This window comes from Microbacterium sp. F1-18, assembly GCF_052921305.1.
In genome coordinates, this window is sequence record NZ_JBREVD010000004.1 from 70,306 (window position 1) to 85,426 (window position 15,121).

Sequence of the window (15,121 nt, forward strand, 5' to 3'; positions counted from 1 at the left end):
GCGATCCGGACCCGGGAGAACTAGGGTGATGCCGTGAAGCGGGGACGACTGCGGGTGCTGCTGGGCGCGGCGCCCGGTGTCGGCAAGACCTACGAGATGCTCGAGGAAGGTCGCCGGCTGCAGGATGCCGGAGTCGACGTCGTCGTCGCGATCGTCGAGACCCACGGCCGGGCCGCGACAGCGGCGATGGCCGCGGGCCTGCCGATCGTTCCGCGGCGGCGCCTCGAGCACCGCGGCGTCACCCTCGACGAGATGGACCTCGAGGCCGTCCTCGCCCGAGCTCCGCGCGTCGCGCTCGTCGACGAGCTCGCCCACACCAACGTCGGCGGGTCGCGCAACGAGAAGCGCTGGCAGGATGTCGAAGAGCTGCGGGATGCCGGCATCGACGTCATCACGACCGTCAACGTCCAGCACATCGAGTCGCTGGGCGACGTCGTCGAGCAGATCACCGGCGTCGCGCAGCGCGAGACGGTGCCGGATGCCGTCGTGCGCTCGGCCGACCCGATCGAGCTCGTCGATCTCGCGCCGCCGTCACTGCGCGACCGACTGGCCGCCGGCCTCGTCTACCCCGCCGAGCGGATCGACGCCGCCCTGTCGAACTACTTCCGGCTGGGGAACCTCACCGCCCTGCGCGAGCTCGCGCTGCTGTGGCTGGCCGACGAGGTCGATAGCGCCCTGCAGGACTACCGCGCCGAGCACGGCATCCGGGGCACCTGGCAGGCGCGCGAGCGCGTCGTCGTGGCGCTCACCGGCGGCCCCGAGGGTGAGACGCTCATCCGGCGCGGCGCGCGTATCGTCGACCGCTCGGCCGGCGGCGAGCTGCTGGCCGTCCACGTGTCGGGCCAAGACGGGCTGCGCACCGCCGACCCGGCCGCCCTCGCCGCTCAGCGGGCCCTCGTCGAATCGCTCGGCGGCAGCTACCACCAGGTGGTCGGTGACGACATCCCCGCCGCCCTCGTCGAGTTCGCCCGGTCGGTCAACGCGTCGCAGCTCGTCGTCGGCGTGAGCCGTCGCGGCCGGCTCGCGGCGGCCCTCAGCGGCCCGGGCATCGGTGCCACCGTGATCCGCGAATCGGGCGACATTGACGTGCACGTCGTGACCCACGCCGCCGCCGGCGGTCGCTTCACGCTGCCCCGCGTGGCCGGTGGCGCGCTGAGTGTGCGCCGCCGGATGCTCGGATTCGTGGTGGCGCTGACCGGCGGCCCGCTGCTGACCTGGCTGCTCGTCGCACTGCGGAGTCCCGAGTCGATCACGAGCGACGTGCTGGCGTATCAGCTGCTGGTCGTGGTGGTCGCGCTCGTGGGGGGCCTGTGGCCCGCGGTCTTCGCGGCGGTGATGTCGGGGGTGACGCTCGACTTCTTCTTCGTCGCACCCCTCTACACGGTGACGGTCGCCGACCCTCTGCACACCTGGGCGCTCGCGCTCTACGTCGTGATCGCCCTGCTCGTGAGCGTGATCGTCGACCGGGCTGCCCGGGGCACCCGCGCCGCACGACGCGCCGCCGCCGAGGCCGAGCTGCTCGCCGCGGTCGCGGGCAGCGTCCTGCGCGGCGACGGCTCGATCCCCGCGCTCGTCGCCCGGGCGCGCGAGGCGTTCGGGATGTCGGGAGCCCGCCTGATCGCCGCGGACGGAACCGTGATCGCCGCCGACGGCGAGCCCGTGCGTGACGACCGCCACCTGCGCGTCAACGTCGGACGCGAGGCCGTGCTCGAGCTGCACGGCAGCGAGTCGGAGCAGCTCGACGGCTCGGAACGCCGGCTGCTGGATGTCGTCGTCGCGCAGCTCGCCGCCGCCCTCGAGCAGGCCGACCTGCAGCGGGCCGCGAGGTCGGCCTCGGTGCTGGCGGAGACCGACCGGGTGCGCAGCGCCCTCCTCTCGGCGGCGAGCCACGACCTGAGGCGTCCCCTCGCCGCCGCCGTCGCGGCCCTCGGCGGGCTCCGGGCGGCGGGCCCGGCGCTCGACGAATCCGACCGCGACGAGCTCCTCGCCACCGCCGACGAGAGCCTGGGCACCCTGACCTCGCTCGTCACCGATCTGCTCGACGTCAGCCGCATCGAGGCCGGTGCCCTCGCGGTCGCGCTGCAGCCGGTCGACACCGCCGACGCCGTGCTCGCCGCCGTCGACGAACTCGGTCTGGGCCCGGCTGCCGTCGAGCTGGCCCTCGACGAGGCGATCGATCCCGTACTCGCCGATCCGGTGCTGTTGCAGCGGGTGATCGTGAACGTGCTGGCGAACGCGCACCGTCACTCACCGGCAGACACGCCGGTGCGCATCAGCACGAGCTCGCTGGGCGGGCGGGCGCAGATCCGCGTGATCGACCACGGTCCCGGCATCCCGCTCGAACGTCACGGCGATGTGTTCGCTCCCTTCCAGCGACTCGGCGACACCGACAACACGACCGGGCTCGGGCTGGGGCTCGCGCTGTCGCGGGGTTTCACCGAGGGGATGCAGGGTCAGCTGATGCCCGAGCAGACTCCCGGGGGCGGCCTGACCATGGTGATCGAGCTGCCGCTGGCGTCGTCGGCCGCGCAAGAGGGCAGGATCGAGGCGTGAAGGTCCTCCTCGCCGACGACGACCCGCAGCTCGTGCGGGCGCTGCGCATCACGCTCGCCGCGCACGGGTACGACGTCGTCTCGGCGGGCGACGGCGCCGCCGCGATCGCCGCCGCGGCATCCGAGCACCCCGACGTGATCGTGCTCGATCTCGGGATGCCGCGCCTCGACGGCGTCGCCGTGATCGAGGCCGTGCGGGGGTGGAGCGCCGTGCCCATCATCGTCGTGTCGGGGCGCACGGGGTCGGCCGACAAGGTCGCGGCGCTCGACGCGGGGGCCGACGACTACGTCACCAAGCCCTTCCAGATCGACGAGCTGCTCGCGAGACTGCGCGCGCTGACCCGGCGGGCCGGCGGTGCCGCATCCGTCGCCGTCGTGCGGTTCGCGGATGTCGAGATCGACCGGGCCGCCAAGACCGTCACCCGCGGCGGCGAGCGCGTGCACCTCACTCCGACCGAGTGGCGGATGCTCGACTTCCTCGCGCGCAGCCCGGGAGCGCTCGTGACCCGGCAGGATCTGCTGAAGGAGCTGTGGGGCACCGAGCAGGTCAACGACACCGGCTACCTGCGGCTCTACGTCTCGCAGCTGCGCAAGAAGCTCGAGGCCGACCCGGCCCGCCCCGAGCACCTCATCACGGAGTCGGGCATGGGCTACCGGCTCATCGTCGACTGAATGCTGCTGGGTACGATCGGGCCGTGCCCCTCGACATCCGCCCGCCCAGACCTGACGAGCTGAGCCTCCTCGAGCAGATCGAGAACGATGCCGACGCGCTGCTGCGCGACCTGCTCGACCCGCCGACCTGGTGGCCCGCCCCGACCGGTGCGGAGCGCGCCGCGGAACCGGGCTTCCTGCTCGTCGCGGATGTCTCTGGCGGTGAGGGCGAGGAGGCCGGCGAGAGCGTGATCGCCGGATTCGTCCATGTGCTCGAGCTCGATGGTCATGCCCACCTCGAACAATTGTCGATGTCGCCCGCGCACGGCCGCCGCGGGTACGGCCGCAAGCTCGTCGAGGCGGCGATGGCGTACGCCCGCGACCGCGGGCACGACCGGATGTCGCTGCGCACGTTCGCCGACGTGCCCTGGAATGCCCCGTTCTACGCGCGCCTCGGCTTCGCCGTCACCGAGCCTCGTTCGGGCTTCGAGCTGATGCTCGTCGAGACCGAGAACCGCATGGGCCTCGACGCCCTCGGCCCTCGCGTGCAGATGACTGCGGAGCTGTAAGCGGCCGCGTCAGTCGGAGCCTGAGCGGTCAGCGCCGACGGCAGGTTCGAGAAAGCGGTTGGACCACGCGAACGCGATGAGCTCGCTCCGTGACGACAGTCCGAGCTTCTTCAGGATGCTGCCGACATGCGACTTCACCGTCGCCTCGCTGATGAAGGCGTTGGCAGCTACCTCCGCATTGGACCGGCCCCGGGCGACGAGATCGAACACCTCGCGCTCACGGTGCGAGAGCGGGAGGGACGCCGTCGCAGCTTCGTCGGCCGGGCGCTTCGCAGTGGGGCGGCGGTCCGCAGGCGTCAGGCGCGGCCGCCCCAGACGCCACCCGAGCCACGCGCCCATAACGCTGAGCGTCGTACAGAGCGCGATGGCGTCGATGCCACCGGCGAAGTCCTTGCCGCTGACGGTTCCCCACCGGCCGGAGATCGAGAGCGCGGGAACGGTCAACAACGCACCGACAGCGACCGCGCATACGAGGACCCACGCCAGCACGAGGCGACGGCGCTCGGGAGGGGTGCTCCGCGAAAGGAACGCGGGCAGGGGCAGCAGCAGCGCATAGCCGACCCAGCTCACCTGACTGAAGCGAGCCGGCCAGAACAACAGCTGCACGATGAGCAGGGTAACCAGCAGCACCGCGGACCAGGTCGGACGAACGCCGGCCAGCGCCATGGCGGCAGCGAAGCCGACCATGACCGCGAGGCCGTAAACGGATGTCGCGAAGGTGTCGTCGCGCACGAGTACGACGTCGAGGCGATCCAGCCCCGCCACCGCGAGCCAGAGCGCGAGCGCGAGGAGCCCGGTGATCGGCGCGAGGAACCGCGAAACGAGGGGTGTCATGGGGCGAGGCTATGCCACCGGCGCGGCTCGCTCGCAGCGGATTCGCCCGCTCCGGCACGAGATCATCCGAAGGTCGGACGCTCCTCCCGAAGTCGCACCCGCCTCCGTCAGAAGTCTCGCGTCTCGTCGAACCAGCTCAGCGCGTCCTCCGCGGTGACGCCCAGCGCGATGGGACGCGCCTGGGTCTGCAGCTGCAGCACCGCGTCGCCGACGTCCTCGCGTTCGGTCGTCTCGATGCCGGGCACACTGTTGAAGCGTTCGACGAAGGCGACGATCGCGGCGCGAGCCTCGCCGAGGTCCTGCGACGCGGCGAGCGACGCGAGCGCGGCGTCGTAGGCGGCATTGGCGATCTTCGCTCGTCGGGCGTCCCAGCCCGCGAACGGGCGGCCGTACTCCTGCTGCCACCACTCGGGCTTTCGCAGCTTCACGACCGATGCGTAGTCGTCCCACGGTCGCGTCTTCGCGCGCGCACGCATCTGCGAGCGGAGGACCTTTCCGCCCGCCTCGTCGACGTTGAATGCGATGAACCGCTCGAGCGACGGCCACGTGTCGAGCGACGGCATCCCGTCGAGGTTCGGCACGAAGCGGATCTCGAGACCGCGGAGCGCGTCGAGCTCGCCCAGCGCTTCCCAGTCGGTGAAGCTCCCGTGCAGCGACAGGCTCTCGATCCGGGTGAACTGCCGGAGCGCCGTCAGCGAGATCGGACGACCGAGCGGAGCGCCCGACAGCGTCACCGACTCGACGTCTCGTAACGGACCCAGGTCGGGGACGACGACCGGCTCCCCCGTCGCGCGGCCGAGCGCCGGCAGCAGCGAGAGCGATCGCGGAAGCGCCCCGTCCGTCCGCAGCCGGGCGAGGTCGCCCGCGACGCTGAGGTGGTAGACCGCCGGCATCGTCAGACGCAACGATCCGCGCAGCTCGCCCAGACGGAGGAACAGGCTGTGGATGTCGGAACCCGCGGCATCCACGTCGCGGTCGTCGGCGAACTCGGGCGTCCACGAGAAGTTCTCGATCGGGCGCCGCCGTGCCCAGGCGAAGAAGCCGGCGTCGTTACCGCGATAGACGATGTGTCTGGGCCACGGAGAACCTGCAGGTGTCGCGAAGGGATCGAACGCCGACCAGTCGATCGCGTCGTCCGGCCCGATCTGCAGGTCGACCGGCTTCCCGTCGGCGGGCCCGAGCGAGAGGTCTCCTCGTCCGGGTTGGATCGTGAGGACATGACTGTCGGGACCGGTGAGGTCGAGCCGATACGACCCCCAATCGCTGACGGAACCAGCCGGCTGATCGGTCACATCTCTCGGGCCGGTCATGGGACACCTTTCACACCGGGGACGGTCGGACACTCCCGCCGCAGCATAGCCACCGCCGGAGAAGGATGCCGAGCTGCTGCACGAGACTGGGAGCCATGGCAGGTTTCCATCATGTCGAGCTCTGGGTCAGCGACATCGAGTCCGCCCGCCGGGAATGGGGCTGGTTGCTTCGGCGGGTCGGCTTCGACCTCGAGAGCACGTGGCCGCAGGGCGAGTCGTGGGCCGCGGGCGGGGCGTACCTGACGCTCACCACCTCCCCGAACACGGCCGGCACCGAGCACGACCGTCGGCGCCCGGGCCTGAACCACCTGGCCTTCCGCGGCGGCTCCCCCGCCGAGGTCGACGCGATCATGGCCGACGCCCCGTCCGCAGGTTGGATGCCGCTGTACCAGGAGCGTTACCCGCACGCCGGCGGCCCCCAGCACTACGCCGGCTGGCTCGAGAACGCGGCGGGCTTCAAGGTCGAGGTCGTCGCGGCGGACGAATCACCCCTGCCTGATCGTCGCGCGGGCAGCTGACACCGCACCGCCGATAATGGGCGGATGGAACCGTGGGAGATGCACGCCTGGTACGCCGAGTACCTCGAGGCCTGCAACCGCCACGACCTCGACGCCATCCGCTCCTTCATCGACCCAGAGGTCCGGCGAGCGCACCTGCCGGCCGGCGCCGACGCGTGGATGGCCGACGTCGTCGAGGTGCTCGACGCCTTCCCTGACTGGCAGGTGCGCCGCATCCAGCTCGTCGTCGAGGACGACCGCATCGCCGCGCACGTGCGCGCGAGCGGCACGCACACCGGCCCGTTCCGCGGCATCCGACCCACCCGCCGCCACGTCAATGTGGCGGAGTTCGGGTTCCTGCGGGTGGCGGGAGGGCGCATCGTCGAGCTCGCCGGCACGACCGATCACGCCGCGCTGCTGGCCCAGCTGCGCGACTGACCCGAGAGGAACCCCATGACCGACATCGCCTGGTCCGCCGGATCGTGGACCAACGAGCCCGCCGCCGCGACGCTCGACGGCCACGACCTGCTCGTCACGGCGCACGAGGGAAGCGATGCCTGGCGCGTGACGTCGTACGGGTTCGTGCACGACGACGAGCACGCCCTGCTCGCGCCGATGGCACAGGGCACCGCGGTCGAGGTCGCGTTCGTGCTCGACTTCTCGGCGCAGTTCGATCAGGCGGGCGTCTTCCTGCGCGTCGACGACGAGACGTGGATCAAAGCCGGCGTCGAGCACAGCGACGGCACCGACAGCCTGGGCGCGGTCGTGACCCGCGGGATGTCTGACTGGTCGCTCTCCCGCGTCGCCGACTGGGCGGGCCGAGTCGTCACGGTGCGCGCGAGCCGGTCGGGCGACGCCGTCACGATCAGAGCCCGCGTCGACGACGAGGACTGGCGCCTCGTCCGGGTGGCGCCGCTCGACCCGGCGGCGGAGGTCGCTGCCGGACCGTTCTGCTGCGCGCCGACGCGCGCCGGGCTCACGGTTCGATTCGTGTCGTGGCGGAGCGTGGCTGCCGACCCGTCGCTGCATCCCGACCACTGAGCCGCCGGCGCACCCACCAGTCGATGCCGGCCGCGCCCCACGCCGCGGCGAGCCCGCCGACGATCACGATGCCCTGCATCGCCAACGCGTAGCCGCCGCTCGTGACGTTCGCCTCGACCAACCGCGGACCGACGATCGGCGGCACCAGCGCGACGACCATGACGACCCATGACAACGGATGCCGCCCCCGCGCGACCACCCAGCCGCCCACGCCGGCGAGCAGCGCGATGAACCCCTGGTTGAGCACGACCGCCCACAGCGGGTCGAGGTGCGCGAGGTGACCGGCTCCGCGCAGCAGCCCGAACGTCGCCCACAGGAAGAGGGCGACGCAGGCGAGCGTCACCCCGCCGACGCGACGCATCGGCGAGGTGGGCAGCAGCGCGAACGCGGCGACGAGGGTCGCGACGACGAGAACGAACTGGAACGTGTCGACGTACGGCATGTCGTTCGTGATGGTGCCGGCGTACATCTCGGCCTGCACGATCGCCGAGAAGTCCGACGCGACGGCGAGGTACGTCGCGAACGTCGCCGCGACGATCGCCGCCCCGTAGCGGGCACCCCGATCGAAACGCAGGCCGTCATCCATGGGTGTGAGAGTAGCCTGATCGCCGAGCGCCGAGCGAGGGGAGCAGCGTGACCGACGCCGATCGCAACGAGACCGACGCCTCTTGGGCGAGCCGCCGACCGTCGCGTCGCGACTTCCTCCGCCGTGCGGGCCTCGGGGCTGCGGGCCTTGCGGTCGGGGGCTCGGCCGGTGCCGCGGTGACGGCGGCGATGACCGCCCATCCGCCCGAGTTCGCGCCCCTCGCCGCGCGGAACGTCGCCGGCTTCGACCACGTCGTGGTGCTCATGTTCGAGAACCGCAGCTTCGACAACCTCCTCGGCCACCTCTACACGGCCGACGAGAAGAGTGCGGCCGACTTCGACGGCATCCTGCAGGGCGACTACGCCAACACCGCTCCCGACGGCACGGTCGTGCCCGCGCACGTCTACACGGGCGCGACCGACCACATCATGCAGCAGCCGCAGCCCGACCCGGGCGAGACCTACCCGCACGTCAACACGCAGCTGTTCGGGACGATCGACCCGCCCGCCAACGCCGACATCGCCCGCAATGGGCTGCAGCCGCCGTACAACGCGCCCGCCGCGGGGAGCGCGCCGCGCAACGACGGGTTCGTGCACGACTACATCGTCAACTACCGCCTCGCGAAGAAGCGCGAGCCCACCGTCGACGAGTACACGACGGCCATGGGCGGCTTCTCGCCCGAGATGCTGCCGGTGATCTCGACGCTCGCCCGCGAGTTCGCCGTCTACGACCGCTGGTTCGCCGGGGTGCCGTCGCAGACCTTCTCCAACCGCAGCTTCTTCCATGCCTCCACCTCGCACGGCTACGTCGTCAACCACACCGGCGACAACTACGACAAGTGGATCGACGCGCCCGCGGCGCCGACGATCTTCAACCGCCTCGAAGACGCCGGCCTGTCGTGGCGTGTCTACTACGACGCGACGCAGCTCGTGTCGCTGACCGGCATGCTCCACGCGCCCGTGCTCGAGCGGTACTGGAAGACCAATTTCCGCGTCATGGAGCAGTTCTACGAGGATGCCGCGAACGGCGAGCTGCCCGACTACGCCTTCATCGAGCCGCGCATGGTGTTCAACCACAACGACATGCACCCGCCGTGGGGCGCGACCCGCGAGGGCGAGCTCGAGCTGCCCGACGGCAGCCGCATCCGCATCACCAACAGCGCCGACAGCGACGTGCGCGCCGGCGACAAGCTCGCGCAGGACGTGTACGACGCGATCCGCACGAGCGCGTCGGCATCCGGTTCGAACGCGATGAACACCGCGCTCGTCATCACCTTCGACGAGCACGGCGGCACCTTCGACCACGTCGCCCCACCGGCCGCGCCACCGCCCGACGCGAGCGGCCCCGGCGAGATGGGGTTCGCCTTCGACCGCCTCGGTCTGCGGGTGCCGGCCATCGTGGTGAGCGCGTACACCGCGGCCGGAACCGTGATCCACGACGAGATGCACCACGGCTCGGTGATCAACACGCTGTGTCGTCTGCACGGGCTGCGGCCGCTCAACGTCCGCGACGAGACCGCGAACCCGATCTTCAACGCGGTCAACCTCACGACGCCGCGTCAGCCCTACACCTGGCCGCAGCCGCAGTCGCTCTATGCCCCGCCGAACCCCGAGAAGGGGACGGCGAAGGCCCCCGACGAGAAGCACCACAAGCGGCCGCTCACCCCGCCGGCGCGAGGACTGCTCGGGCTGCTGACGTCGCGCTTCGACCCCGGCAGCACCCTGCCCGCGACGTACGGCGAGGCATACGACGCGCTCGTCGAGCACGGCACGGGCCTCTTCGGCGCGTACAACACCCCCTGACACACCGGCCCGAGCCGTCGAGTCGCCGCAAAGCGCGGATGCCGGACCTCCCGCATCCGCGTTTTCTGGCGACTCGACGGTTCTGCGCGCCAACTAGACTGATCGCGTCCGGCATCCCGAGTCCTGGAGTCCAGCCGCGTGAGCACCCCTGTCGCAGATACCGTCGAGAACGCCACCGCTACTCCGGAGCGTGAGCAGCCCTACGGAGCCCTGGGCCTCAAGCCCGACGAGTACGCCAAGATCCGCGAGATCCTCGGCCGCCGCCCCACCTCGGGTGAGCTGGCGATGTACTCGGTCATGTGGAGCGAGCACTGCTCCTACAAGTCGAGCAAGAACTACCTGCGCCGCTTCGGCCAGAAGGTCTCCGACGAGATGAAGACCCGCCTCATGGTGGGCATGGGCCAGAACGCGGGCGTCGTCGACGTCGGCGAGGGCTGGGCGGTGACCTTCAAGGTCGAGTCGCACAACCACCCGAGCTACATCGAGCCGTTCCAGGGCGCCGCGACCGGCGTCGGCGGCATCGTCCGCGACATCATCTCGATGGGCGCGCGGCCCGTCGCCGTCATGGACCAGCTGCGCTTCGGCGCCATCGACCACCCCGACACCGCGCGCGTGGTGCACGGCGTCGTCAGCGGCATCTCGTTCTACGGCAACTGCCTGGGCCTGCCGAACATCGGCGGCGAGACGGTCTTCGACTCGGTCTACCAGGGCAACCCGCTCGTGAACGCCCTCGCGGTGGGCGTCATGCGCCACGAGGACATCAAGCTCGCCAACGCCACCGGCGCGGGCAACAAGGTCGTGCTGTTCGGCGCCCGCACGGGCGGCGACGGCATCGGCGGCGCATCGATCCTCGCCTCCGACACCTTCGCCGACGGCGGGCCGACCAAGCGCCCCGCGGTGCAGGTCGGCGACCCGTTCGCCGAGAAGGTGCTCATCGAGTGCTGCCTCGAGCTGTACGCGGGCGAGCTCGTCGAGGCCATCCAAGACCTCGGCGCCGCCGGCATCTCGTGCGCCACGAGCGAGCTCGCCGCCAACGGCGGATCGGGCATGCGGGTCGACCTCGAGAACGTGCTGCTGCGCGACCCATCGCTCACGCCCGAGGAGATCCTCATGAGCGAGAGCCAGGAGCGGATGATGGCGATCGTCGCCCCCGAGAAGCTCGACGCCTTCCTCGCCGTGGTCGGCAAGTGGGATGTCGAGACGAGCGTGCTCGGCGAGGTGACCGGCGACGGCCGCCTGCAGATCTTCTGGCACGGCGAGCAGATCGTCGACGTCGACCCCTCGACCGTCGCGGTCGACGGCCCGGTCTACGACCGGCCGGTCGCCTACCCGACCTGGATCGACGGGCTGCAGGCCGACTCGGCGGCATCCCTCCCCCGCGCCACCGACGGCGGCGCCCTGCGCGAGCAGTTCCTGCAGCTCGTGGCGAGCCCGAACCTCGCCGACACGTCGTGGATCACGAACCAGTACGACTATTACGTGCTCGGCAACACCGCGCTCAGCTTCCCCGACGACGCCGGAATGATCCGCGTCGACGAGGAGTCGGGCCTGGGCTTCGCGATCGCGACCGACTGCAACGGGCGCTACTGCCAGCTCGACCCGTACGCGGGCGCGCAGCTGGCCCTCGCCGAGGCGTACCGCAACGTCGCCGTCACGGGCGCCACCCCGACCGCGGTGACCGACTGCCTCAACTTCGGCAGCCCCGAGAACCCCGAGGTCATGTGGCAGTTCGGCCAGGCCGTCGACGGACTCTCCGACGCCTGCCTCGAGCTCGGCGTGCCGGTCACCGGCGGCAACGTGTCGTTCTACAACCAGACCGGCGACCAGCCGATCTTCCCGACTCCCGTCGTGGGTGTGCTCGGCATCGTCGACGACGTCGCCCGCCGCATCCCGTCGGGCTGGCAGGATGCCGGCGAGAACATCTACCTGCTCGGCACGACCGCCGAGGAGCTCGACGGCTCGGCCTGGGCCGACACGATCCACGGCCACCTCGGCGGGCGTCCCCCGAGAGTCGACCTCGCCGCCGAGAAGCGTCTGGCCGGCCTCATCCAGGCCGCCTCACAGCAGGGCCTCGTCTCTTCCGCGCACGATCTGTCGACGGGCGGCCTCGGCCAGGCCCTCGCCGAGGCGACCACCCGTTTCGGTGTCGGCGCCCGCGTCTGGCTCAGCGAGATCGTCGAGCGCGATGGCGTCGACGTGGCGACGGCGCTGTTCAGCGAGTCGACCGGTCGCGTCATCGTCTCGGTCCCGCGCGAGGAGGACGTGAAGTTCCGCGGCCTCTGCGAGGGCCGCAACTACCCCGTCATCCGTATCGGCGTGACGGATGCCGCCGAGGGTGTCGAGTCCGTGCTCGACATCCAGGGTCTGTTCTCGGTGCCCGTGGCTGAGATCCGTGCCACGTCGCGCGCGACCCTGCCGGCCGCCTTCGGCGAGATCGTCGACGAGGTGCCGACGTCGTGAGCGTGTCATGAGCGGGCGTGACCTGACGCCGCAGGGCGAAGACGACGAGTACGCCGGGTTCGCCCGGGGGCGCTCGCGTCGCATGCGCGTGACCGCGTGGGTCGCGATCATCTCGCTGATCGTCGTGGGCGGCGGCTCGACCGTCTTCGCACTGCTCTTCGGCTGATACGGCTCAGGGGCGCGCAGAGCGGGTATGCCCGAAGACGCGGGTGCGGCGAGGTGCGTAGGCTGAAGGAGTGGATCCGATCCTCGCGCTCGCGGCCGAATGGTGGTGGATCGCGCCGGCGGGAGCCAGCGCGGGCGCCCTCGGCTGGGCTGGCCTGCGCCGCAGACGCCCTTCGCAGCGCCGTCTCGAGCTCGATGCCGCGCAGCTCGACCTCCGCCGCGCACAGCAGGGCGTCACGCACGCCCGCGCGCAGCTCAAGGTTGCCCGCGCCGAGCTGATGCGCGCACAGGCCGAGAAGGCGACCCCTCGCGCGACGGCGGGCGCGGTTCCGGAAGCACGACGTCGGCTGCAGGTCGCGGAGCGTCAGGCGCGCGCCGCCGTCGCGGAGCTGAAGGCGCGCCGCGCGGGCGTGCAGGCGGCGCGCGCGATGATGCCGGCATCGCGCAAGGAGATCGACCGGATGCCGCTGGCCAGGCTGATGGCCGAGCACGACGCGCTCCTGGCTCGCTGGATGGACTACGAGACCGATGCTGCGAAGGCGATCGGGTTCCCGATGATGCTCGATGCGCGCTGGCCTCCGATGGATCTCTTCCTCCGCGAGCACCAGCAGGCATCGTGGCTGCGTCCGGCCTCACGCGATGCGCGCATGGCGCCGGCCGATTACAGCGCGTACCGCGAGGCGGTCCGTCGGGCAACCCACGCCTTCGATGCCGCTGAGCGCGCCGCCTGGCAGGGCACGCCGCGCGAGCTTCCCGAGCCCGACGACCGTTCACCCGACTGGGCGGAGGTCGCGCAAGACCTCCTCGACAATGCGCAGCGCGCGATCACGCGCTCGACCGAGATGTGGAACCGGATGCGGCGCGACCGGCCGTCTCGTCCCGACCGGCCGTCTCGTCCCGACCGGCCCGAGTGACGCCACCGCGCAGGGCTAGCATGGCGGGGTGGATGGATTCTGGCCCGGGCTGTGGGAGTTCGCCGGCAGCTACTGGTGGCTGATCTTCATCATCGGACCCGCCGCCGGCGGCGCGGCGAAGGCTCTCGAGCAGTCTGCGCGTCGACGGCATAAGCGCCGTCTCGAGATCATCCGCGCGAAGGCCGAAGCGAAGAGCATCATGCGATCGGGCGCGGTCCGCGCCGGCGACGCGACGCCGGTCGCCGCGGACGACGAACAACTGAGCACCGGCGCTCGCCTGCAACAGCTTTTCCACGCCCATGACGACCTGACGCACCGCTGGCTCGAGTACGAACTCGACGTCGCGAAGCTCATCGCCTTCCCGGCCATGAGCGACGGGCGACAGCCGCTCACCGCCGCCTTCCTGCGTGCGAAGAAGGTCGCCGACGGCCTACGACCGCCGACGACGTCAGTCCGCATCGGTGCCGCCGACCTGACGGCCTACCGCGATGCGCTCACCGACGCCGAGGTCGCGTTCGACGTCGCGGAACGCGATGCCCGCCGTCAGCGCGATCGAGCTTTCAGCGAGCCGGAGCGCCGTCGACTCGACACGGCCAAGCGTCTGCTCAACGTCGCGGTGGACGAAGCTGCCACGCCCGCCGAGCGCCGGACGGCGTACGAGCGCGTTCGAGCCGAGCTCGACGGGCTCATCGCGGTGTCGGATGCCGCGATGGAGCGCCTAGCCGAGAAGGCCGCGCTGCAGCTCCCCCCGACGGCGTCCTGACGCACGAAACCCCCGGGATGGCTCCCGGGGGTTTCGTCTCCGTCAGGGGGTCAGCTGGTCTGCAGGCCGTCGACCTGGCTGCCGTACTCCTCGAGCCAAGCGGTGATCGCCTCGGCTTCCTTGCCCTCGCCGTACTGGTTGACGACCATGTCCTCGAGCGCGGCGTACTGCTCGTCGTCCAGCTTGATCTTGCCGATCAGCTCGGCCGCCTCGGGGTGCTCGTCGGCGAAGCCGGACGTCGCGAGGAAGTGCAGGGCCTCGGTGTCGCCCATCGCGCCGCGCGGGTCTTCGAGGTCCTTGAGGCCGTAGCGCTCGTTGGCCCAGAACGGACGCCACGACGTCACGACGATGTCGCGCTGCGCGGCGATCGCCGTGTCGAGCTCGGTGAGCATCGCGGCGGTCGACGAGGTGACGAGCTCGTACGTGCCGTCGAGGCCGTACTCGGGGATCATCGACTCCTGCGTCTGCTTCGTGAGGCCTGCGCCCGGCTCGATGCCGTAGATCTGGCCGCCGAAGCGGTCGGCGTTGGCGGCGAGGTCTTCGATCGAGGTGATGTCGACGTACTCGGGCACCGCGATCGTGAGCTTGGCGTTGTCGTAGTAGGCGCCGAGGTCGTCGATCTGGTCGCCGTAGCGCTCCATGTACGAGGCGTGGGTCAGTTCGGGCCATGCCGACGGGTAGATGTCGACGTCACCCTGCGCGAGACCGGCGTAGAGCGGCCCCGCCTCGGTGAGCTCCTGCATCTCGACGGTGTAGCCGAGCTGCTCGAGCTGGTTCTCGAGCAGGTATGCGGTGCTGAGGCCGTCGGTCCACGAGGGCAGGTAGCCCAGCGTGATGGTGCCCTTGCTGTCGCCGTTCTCGCCAGAGCCGCCTTCGGCCTGGTTACCGCTCGCGCATCCGGCGAGGGCGAGGGATGCCGCGGCGCCGAGCGCCACGATCCCGGTGAGGTGTCGCTTGTTCATCGTGTGCCTTCCGTA

15 protein-coding genes are annotated in these 15,121 nt (G+C 71.0%); 11 read left to right on the forward strand and 4 right to left on the reverse strand.

Annotated features, from left to right (window positions below; genetic code table 11):
- The first annotated feature begins 33 nt into the window (after window positions 1–33).
- Genes ACU6RU_RS12325 through ACU6RU_RS12335 form a run of 3 tightly spaced genes read left to right on the forward strand, consistent with a single transcriptional unit; the run spans window position 34 to window position 3,772 of the window.
- Window positions 34–2,553 carry an ATP-binding protein gene (locus ACU6RU_RS12325; RefSeq protein WP_446726673.1) on the forward strand — a complete coding sequence of 840 codons (2,520 nt, stop codon included), beginning with the start codon at window positions 34–36 and terminating at the stop codon, window positions 2,551–2,553.
- Complete coding sequence (locus ACU6RU_RS12330; RefSeq protein ID WP_120263824.1) at window positions 2,550–3,224, forward strand: response regulator; 675 nt, start codon at window positions 2,550–2,552, stop codon at window positions 3,222–3,224. The genes ACU6RU_RS12325 and ACU6RU_RS12330 overlap by 4 nt, the downstream gene beginning before the upstream one ends.
- 23 nt (window positions 3,225–3,247) lie before the next feature.
- Window positions 3,248–3,772 (forward strand): GNAT family N-acetyltransferase, encoded by a 525-nt coding sequence (locus ACU6RU_RS12335; protein WP_446726674.1) that lies wholly within the window; start codon window positions 3,248–3,250, stop codon window positions 3,770–3,772.
- Between the two features lie 9 nt (window positions 3,773–3,781).
- Here ACU6RU_RS12335 and ACU6RU_RS12340 read toward each other — a convergent pair whose 3' ends face one another.
- Together ACU6RU_RS12340 and ACU6RU_RS12345 are read right to left on the reverse strand one after the other, a co-directional pair.
- Entirely contained in the window at window positions 3,782–4,606 is an 825-nt protein-coding gene (locus ACU6RU_RS12340) for a response regulator transcription factor (RefSeq protein ID WP_446726675.1), read from the reverse strand.
- A 107-nt stretch (window positions 4,607–4,713) separates the two neighbouring features.
- Window positions 4,714–5,916 carry a hypothetical protein gene (locus ACU6RU_RS12345; protein ID WP_289330605.1) on the reverse strand — a complete coding sequence of 401 codons (1,203 nt, stop codon included), beginning with the start codon at window positions 5,914–5,916 and terminating at the stop codon, window positions 4,714–4,716.
- A 95-nt stretch (window positions 5,917–6,011) separates the two neighbouring features.
- Here ACU6RU_RS12345 and ACU6RU_RS12350 point away from each other — a divergent pair, with 95 nt between their 5' ends.
- The 3 genes from ACU6RU_RS12350 to ACU6RU_RS12360 are packed head-to-tail and all read left to right on the forward strand — an operon-like array spanning window position 6,012 to window position 7,454.
- On the forward strand, window positions 6,012–6,434 hold the full coding sequence (locus tag ACU6RU_RS12350; RefSeq protein ID WP_289330604.1) for a VOC family protein: 423 nt from the start codon (window positions 6,012–6,014) through the stop codon (window positions 6,432–6,434).
- A gap of 24 nt (window positions 6,435–6,458) precedes the next feature.
- Window positions 6,459–6,851, forward strand: coding sequence for an ester cyclase (locus tag ACU6RU_RS12355; RefSeq protein ID WP_120263828.1), 393 nt, complete (start codon window positions 6,459–6,461; stop codon window positions 6,849–6,851).
- Window positions 6,852–6,866: 15 nt separating this feature from the next.
- Window positions 6,867–7,454, forward strand: a complete 588-nt coding sequence (locus tag ACU6RU_RS12360) for a DUF1349 domain-containing protein (RefSeq protein ID WP_446726676.1) — start codon at window positions 6,867–6,869, stop codon at window positions 7,452–7,454.
- Here ACU6RU_RS12360 and ACU6RU_RS12365 read toward each other — a convergent pair.
- On the reverse strand, window positions 7,390–8,040 hold the full coding sequence (locus ACU6RU_RS12365) for a hypothetical protein (RefSeq protein ID WP_289330602.1): 651 nt from the start codon (window positions 8,038–8,040) through the stop codon (window positions 7,390–7,392). The genes ACU6RU_RS12360 and ACU6RU_RS12365 overlap by 65 nt on opposite strands.
- Window positions 8,041–8,087: 47 nt before the next feature.
- On the opposite strand from ACU6RU_RS12365, the gene ACU6RU_RS12370 reads away from it, so the two are divergent.
- From ACU6RU_RS12370 to ACU6RU_RS12390, 5 genes are all read left to right on the forward strand, one after another.
- Window positions 8,088–9,842 carry an alkaline phosphatase family protein gene (locus tag ACU6RU_RS12370; protein WP_446726677.1) on the forward strand — a complete coding sequence of 585 codons (1,755 nt, stop codon included), beginning with the start codon at window positions 8,088–8,090 and terminating at the stop codon, window positions 9,840–9,842.
- Between the two features lie 138 nt (window positions 9,843–9,980).
- Complete coding sequence (purL, locus tag ACU6RU_RS12375; protein WP_259455289.1) at window positions 9,981–12,302, forward strand: phosphoribosylformylglycinamidine synthase subunit PurL; 2,322 nt, start codon at window positions 9,981–9,983, stop codon at window positions 12,300–12,302.
- Window positions 12,303–12,309: 7 nt separating this feature from the next.
- Window positions 12,310–12,468, forward strand: a complete 159-nt coding sequence (locus ACU6RU_RS12380) for a hypothetical protein (protein ID WP_183045387.1) — start codon at window positions 12,310–12,312, stop codon at window positions 12,466–12,468.
- A 70-nt stretch (window positions 12,469–12,538) separates the two neighbouring features.
- The gene (locus ACU6RU_RS12385; protein ID WP_446726678.1) at window positions 12,539–13,381 is read left to right on the forward strand and encodes a hypothetical protein; all 843 of its coding nucleotides are present in this window, start codon (window positions 12,539–12,541) and stop codon (window positions 13,379–13,381) included.
- A 28-nt stretch (window positions 13,382–13,409) separates the two neighbouring features.
- Window positions 13,410–14,144: a hypothetical protein gene (locus ACU6RU_RS12390; RefSeq protein ID WP_446726679.1), complete on the forward strand. Its 735-nt coding sequence runs from the start codon at window positions 13,410–13,412 to the stop codon at window positions 14,142–14,144.
- A 50-nt stretch (window positions 14,145–14,194) separates the two neighbouring features.
- On the opposite strand, the gene ACU6RU_RS12395 is transcribed toward ACU6RU_RS12390, so the two are convergent.
- A complete protein-coding gene (locus tag ACU6RU_RS12395) occupies window positions 14,195–15,106 on the reverse strand; it encodes a glycine betaine ABC transporter substrate-binding protein (protein WP_120263833.1) in 912 nt (303 codons plus the stop codon).
- Window positions 15,107–15,121 lie beyond the last annotated feature (15 nt).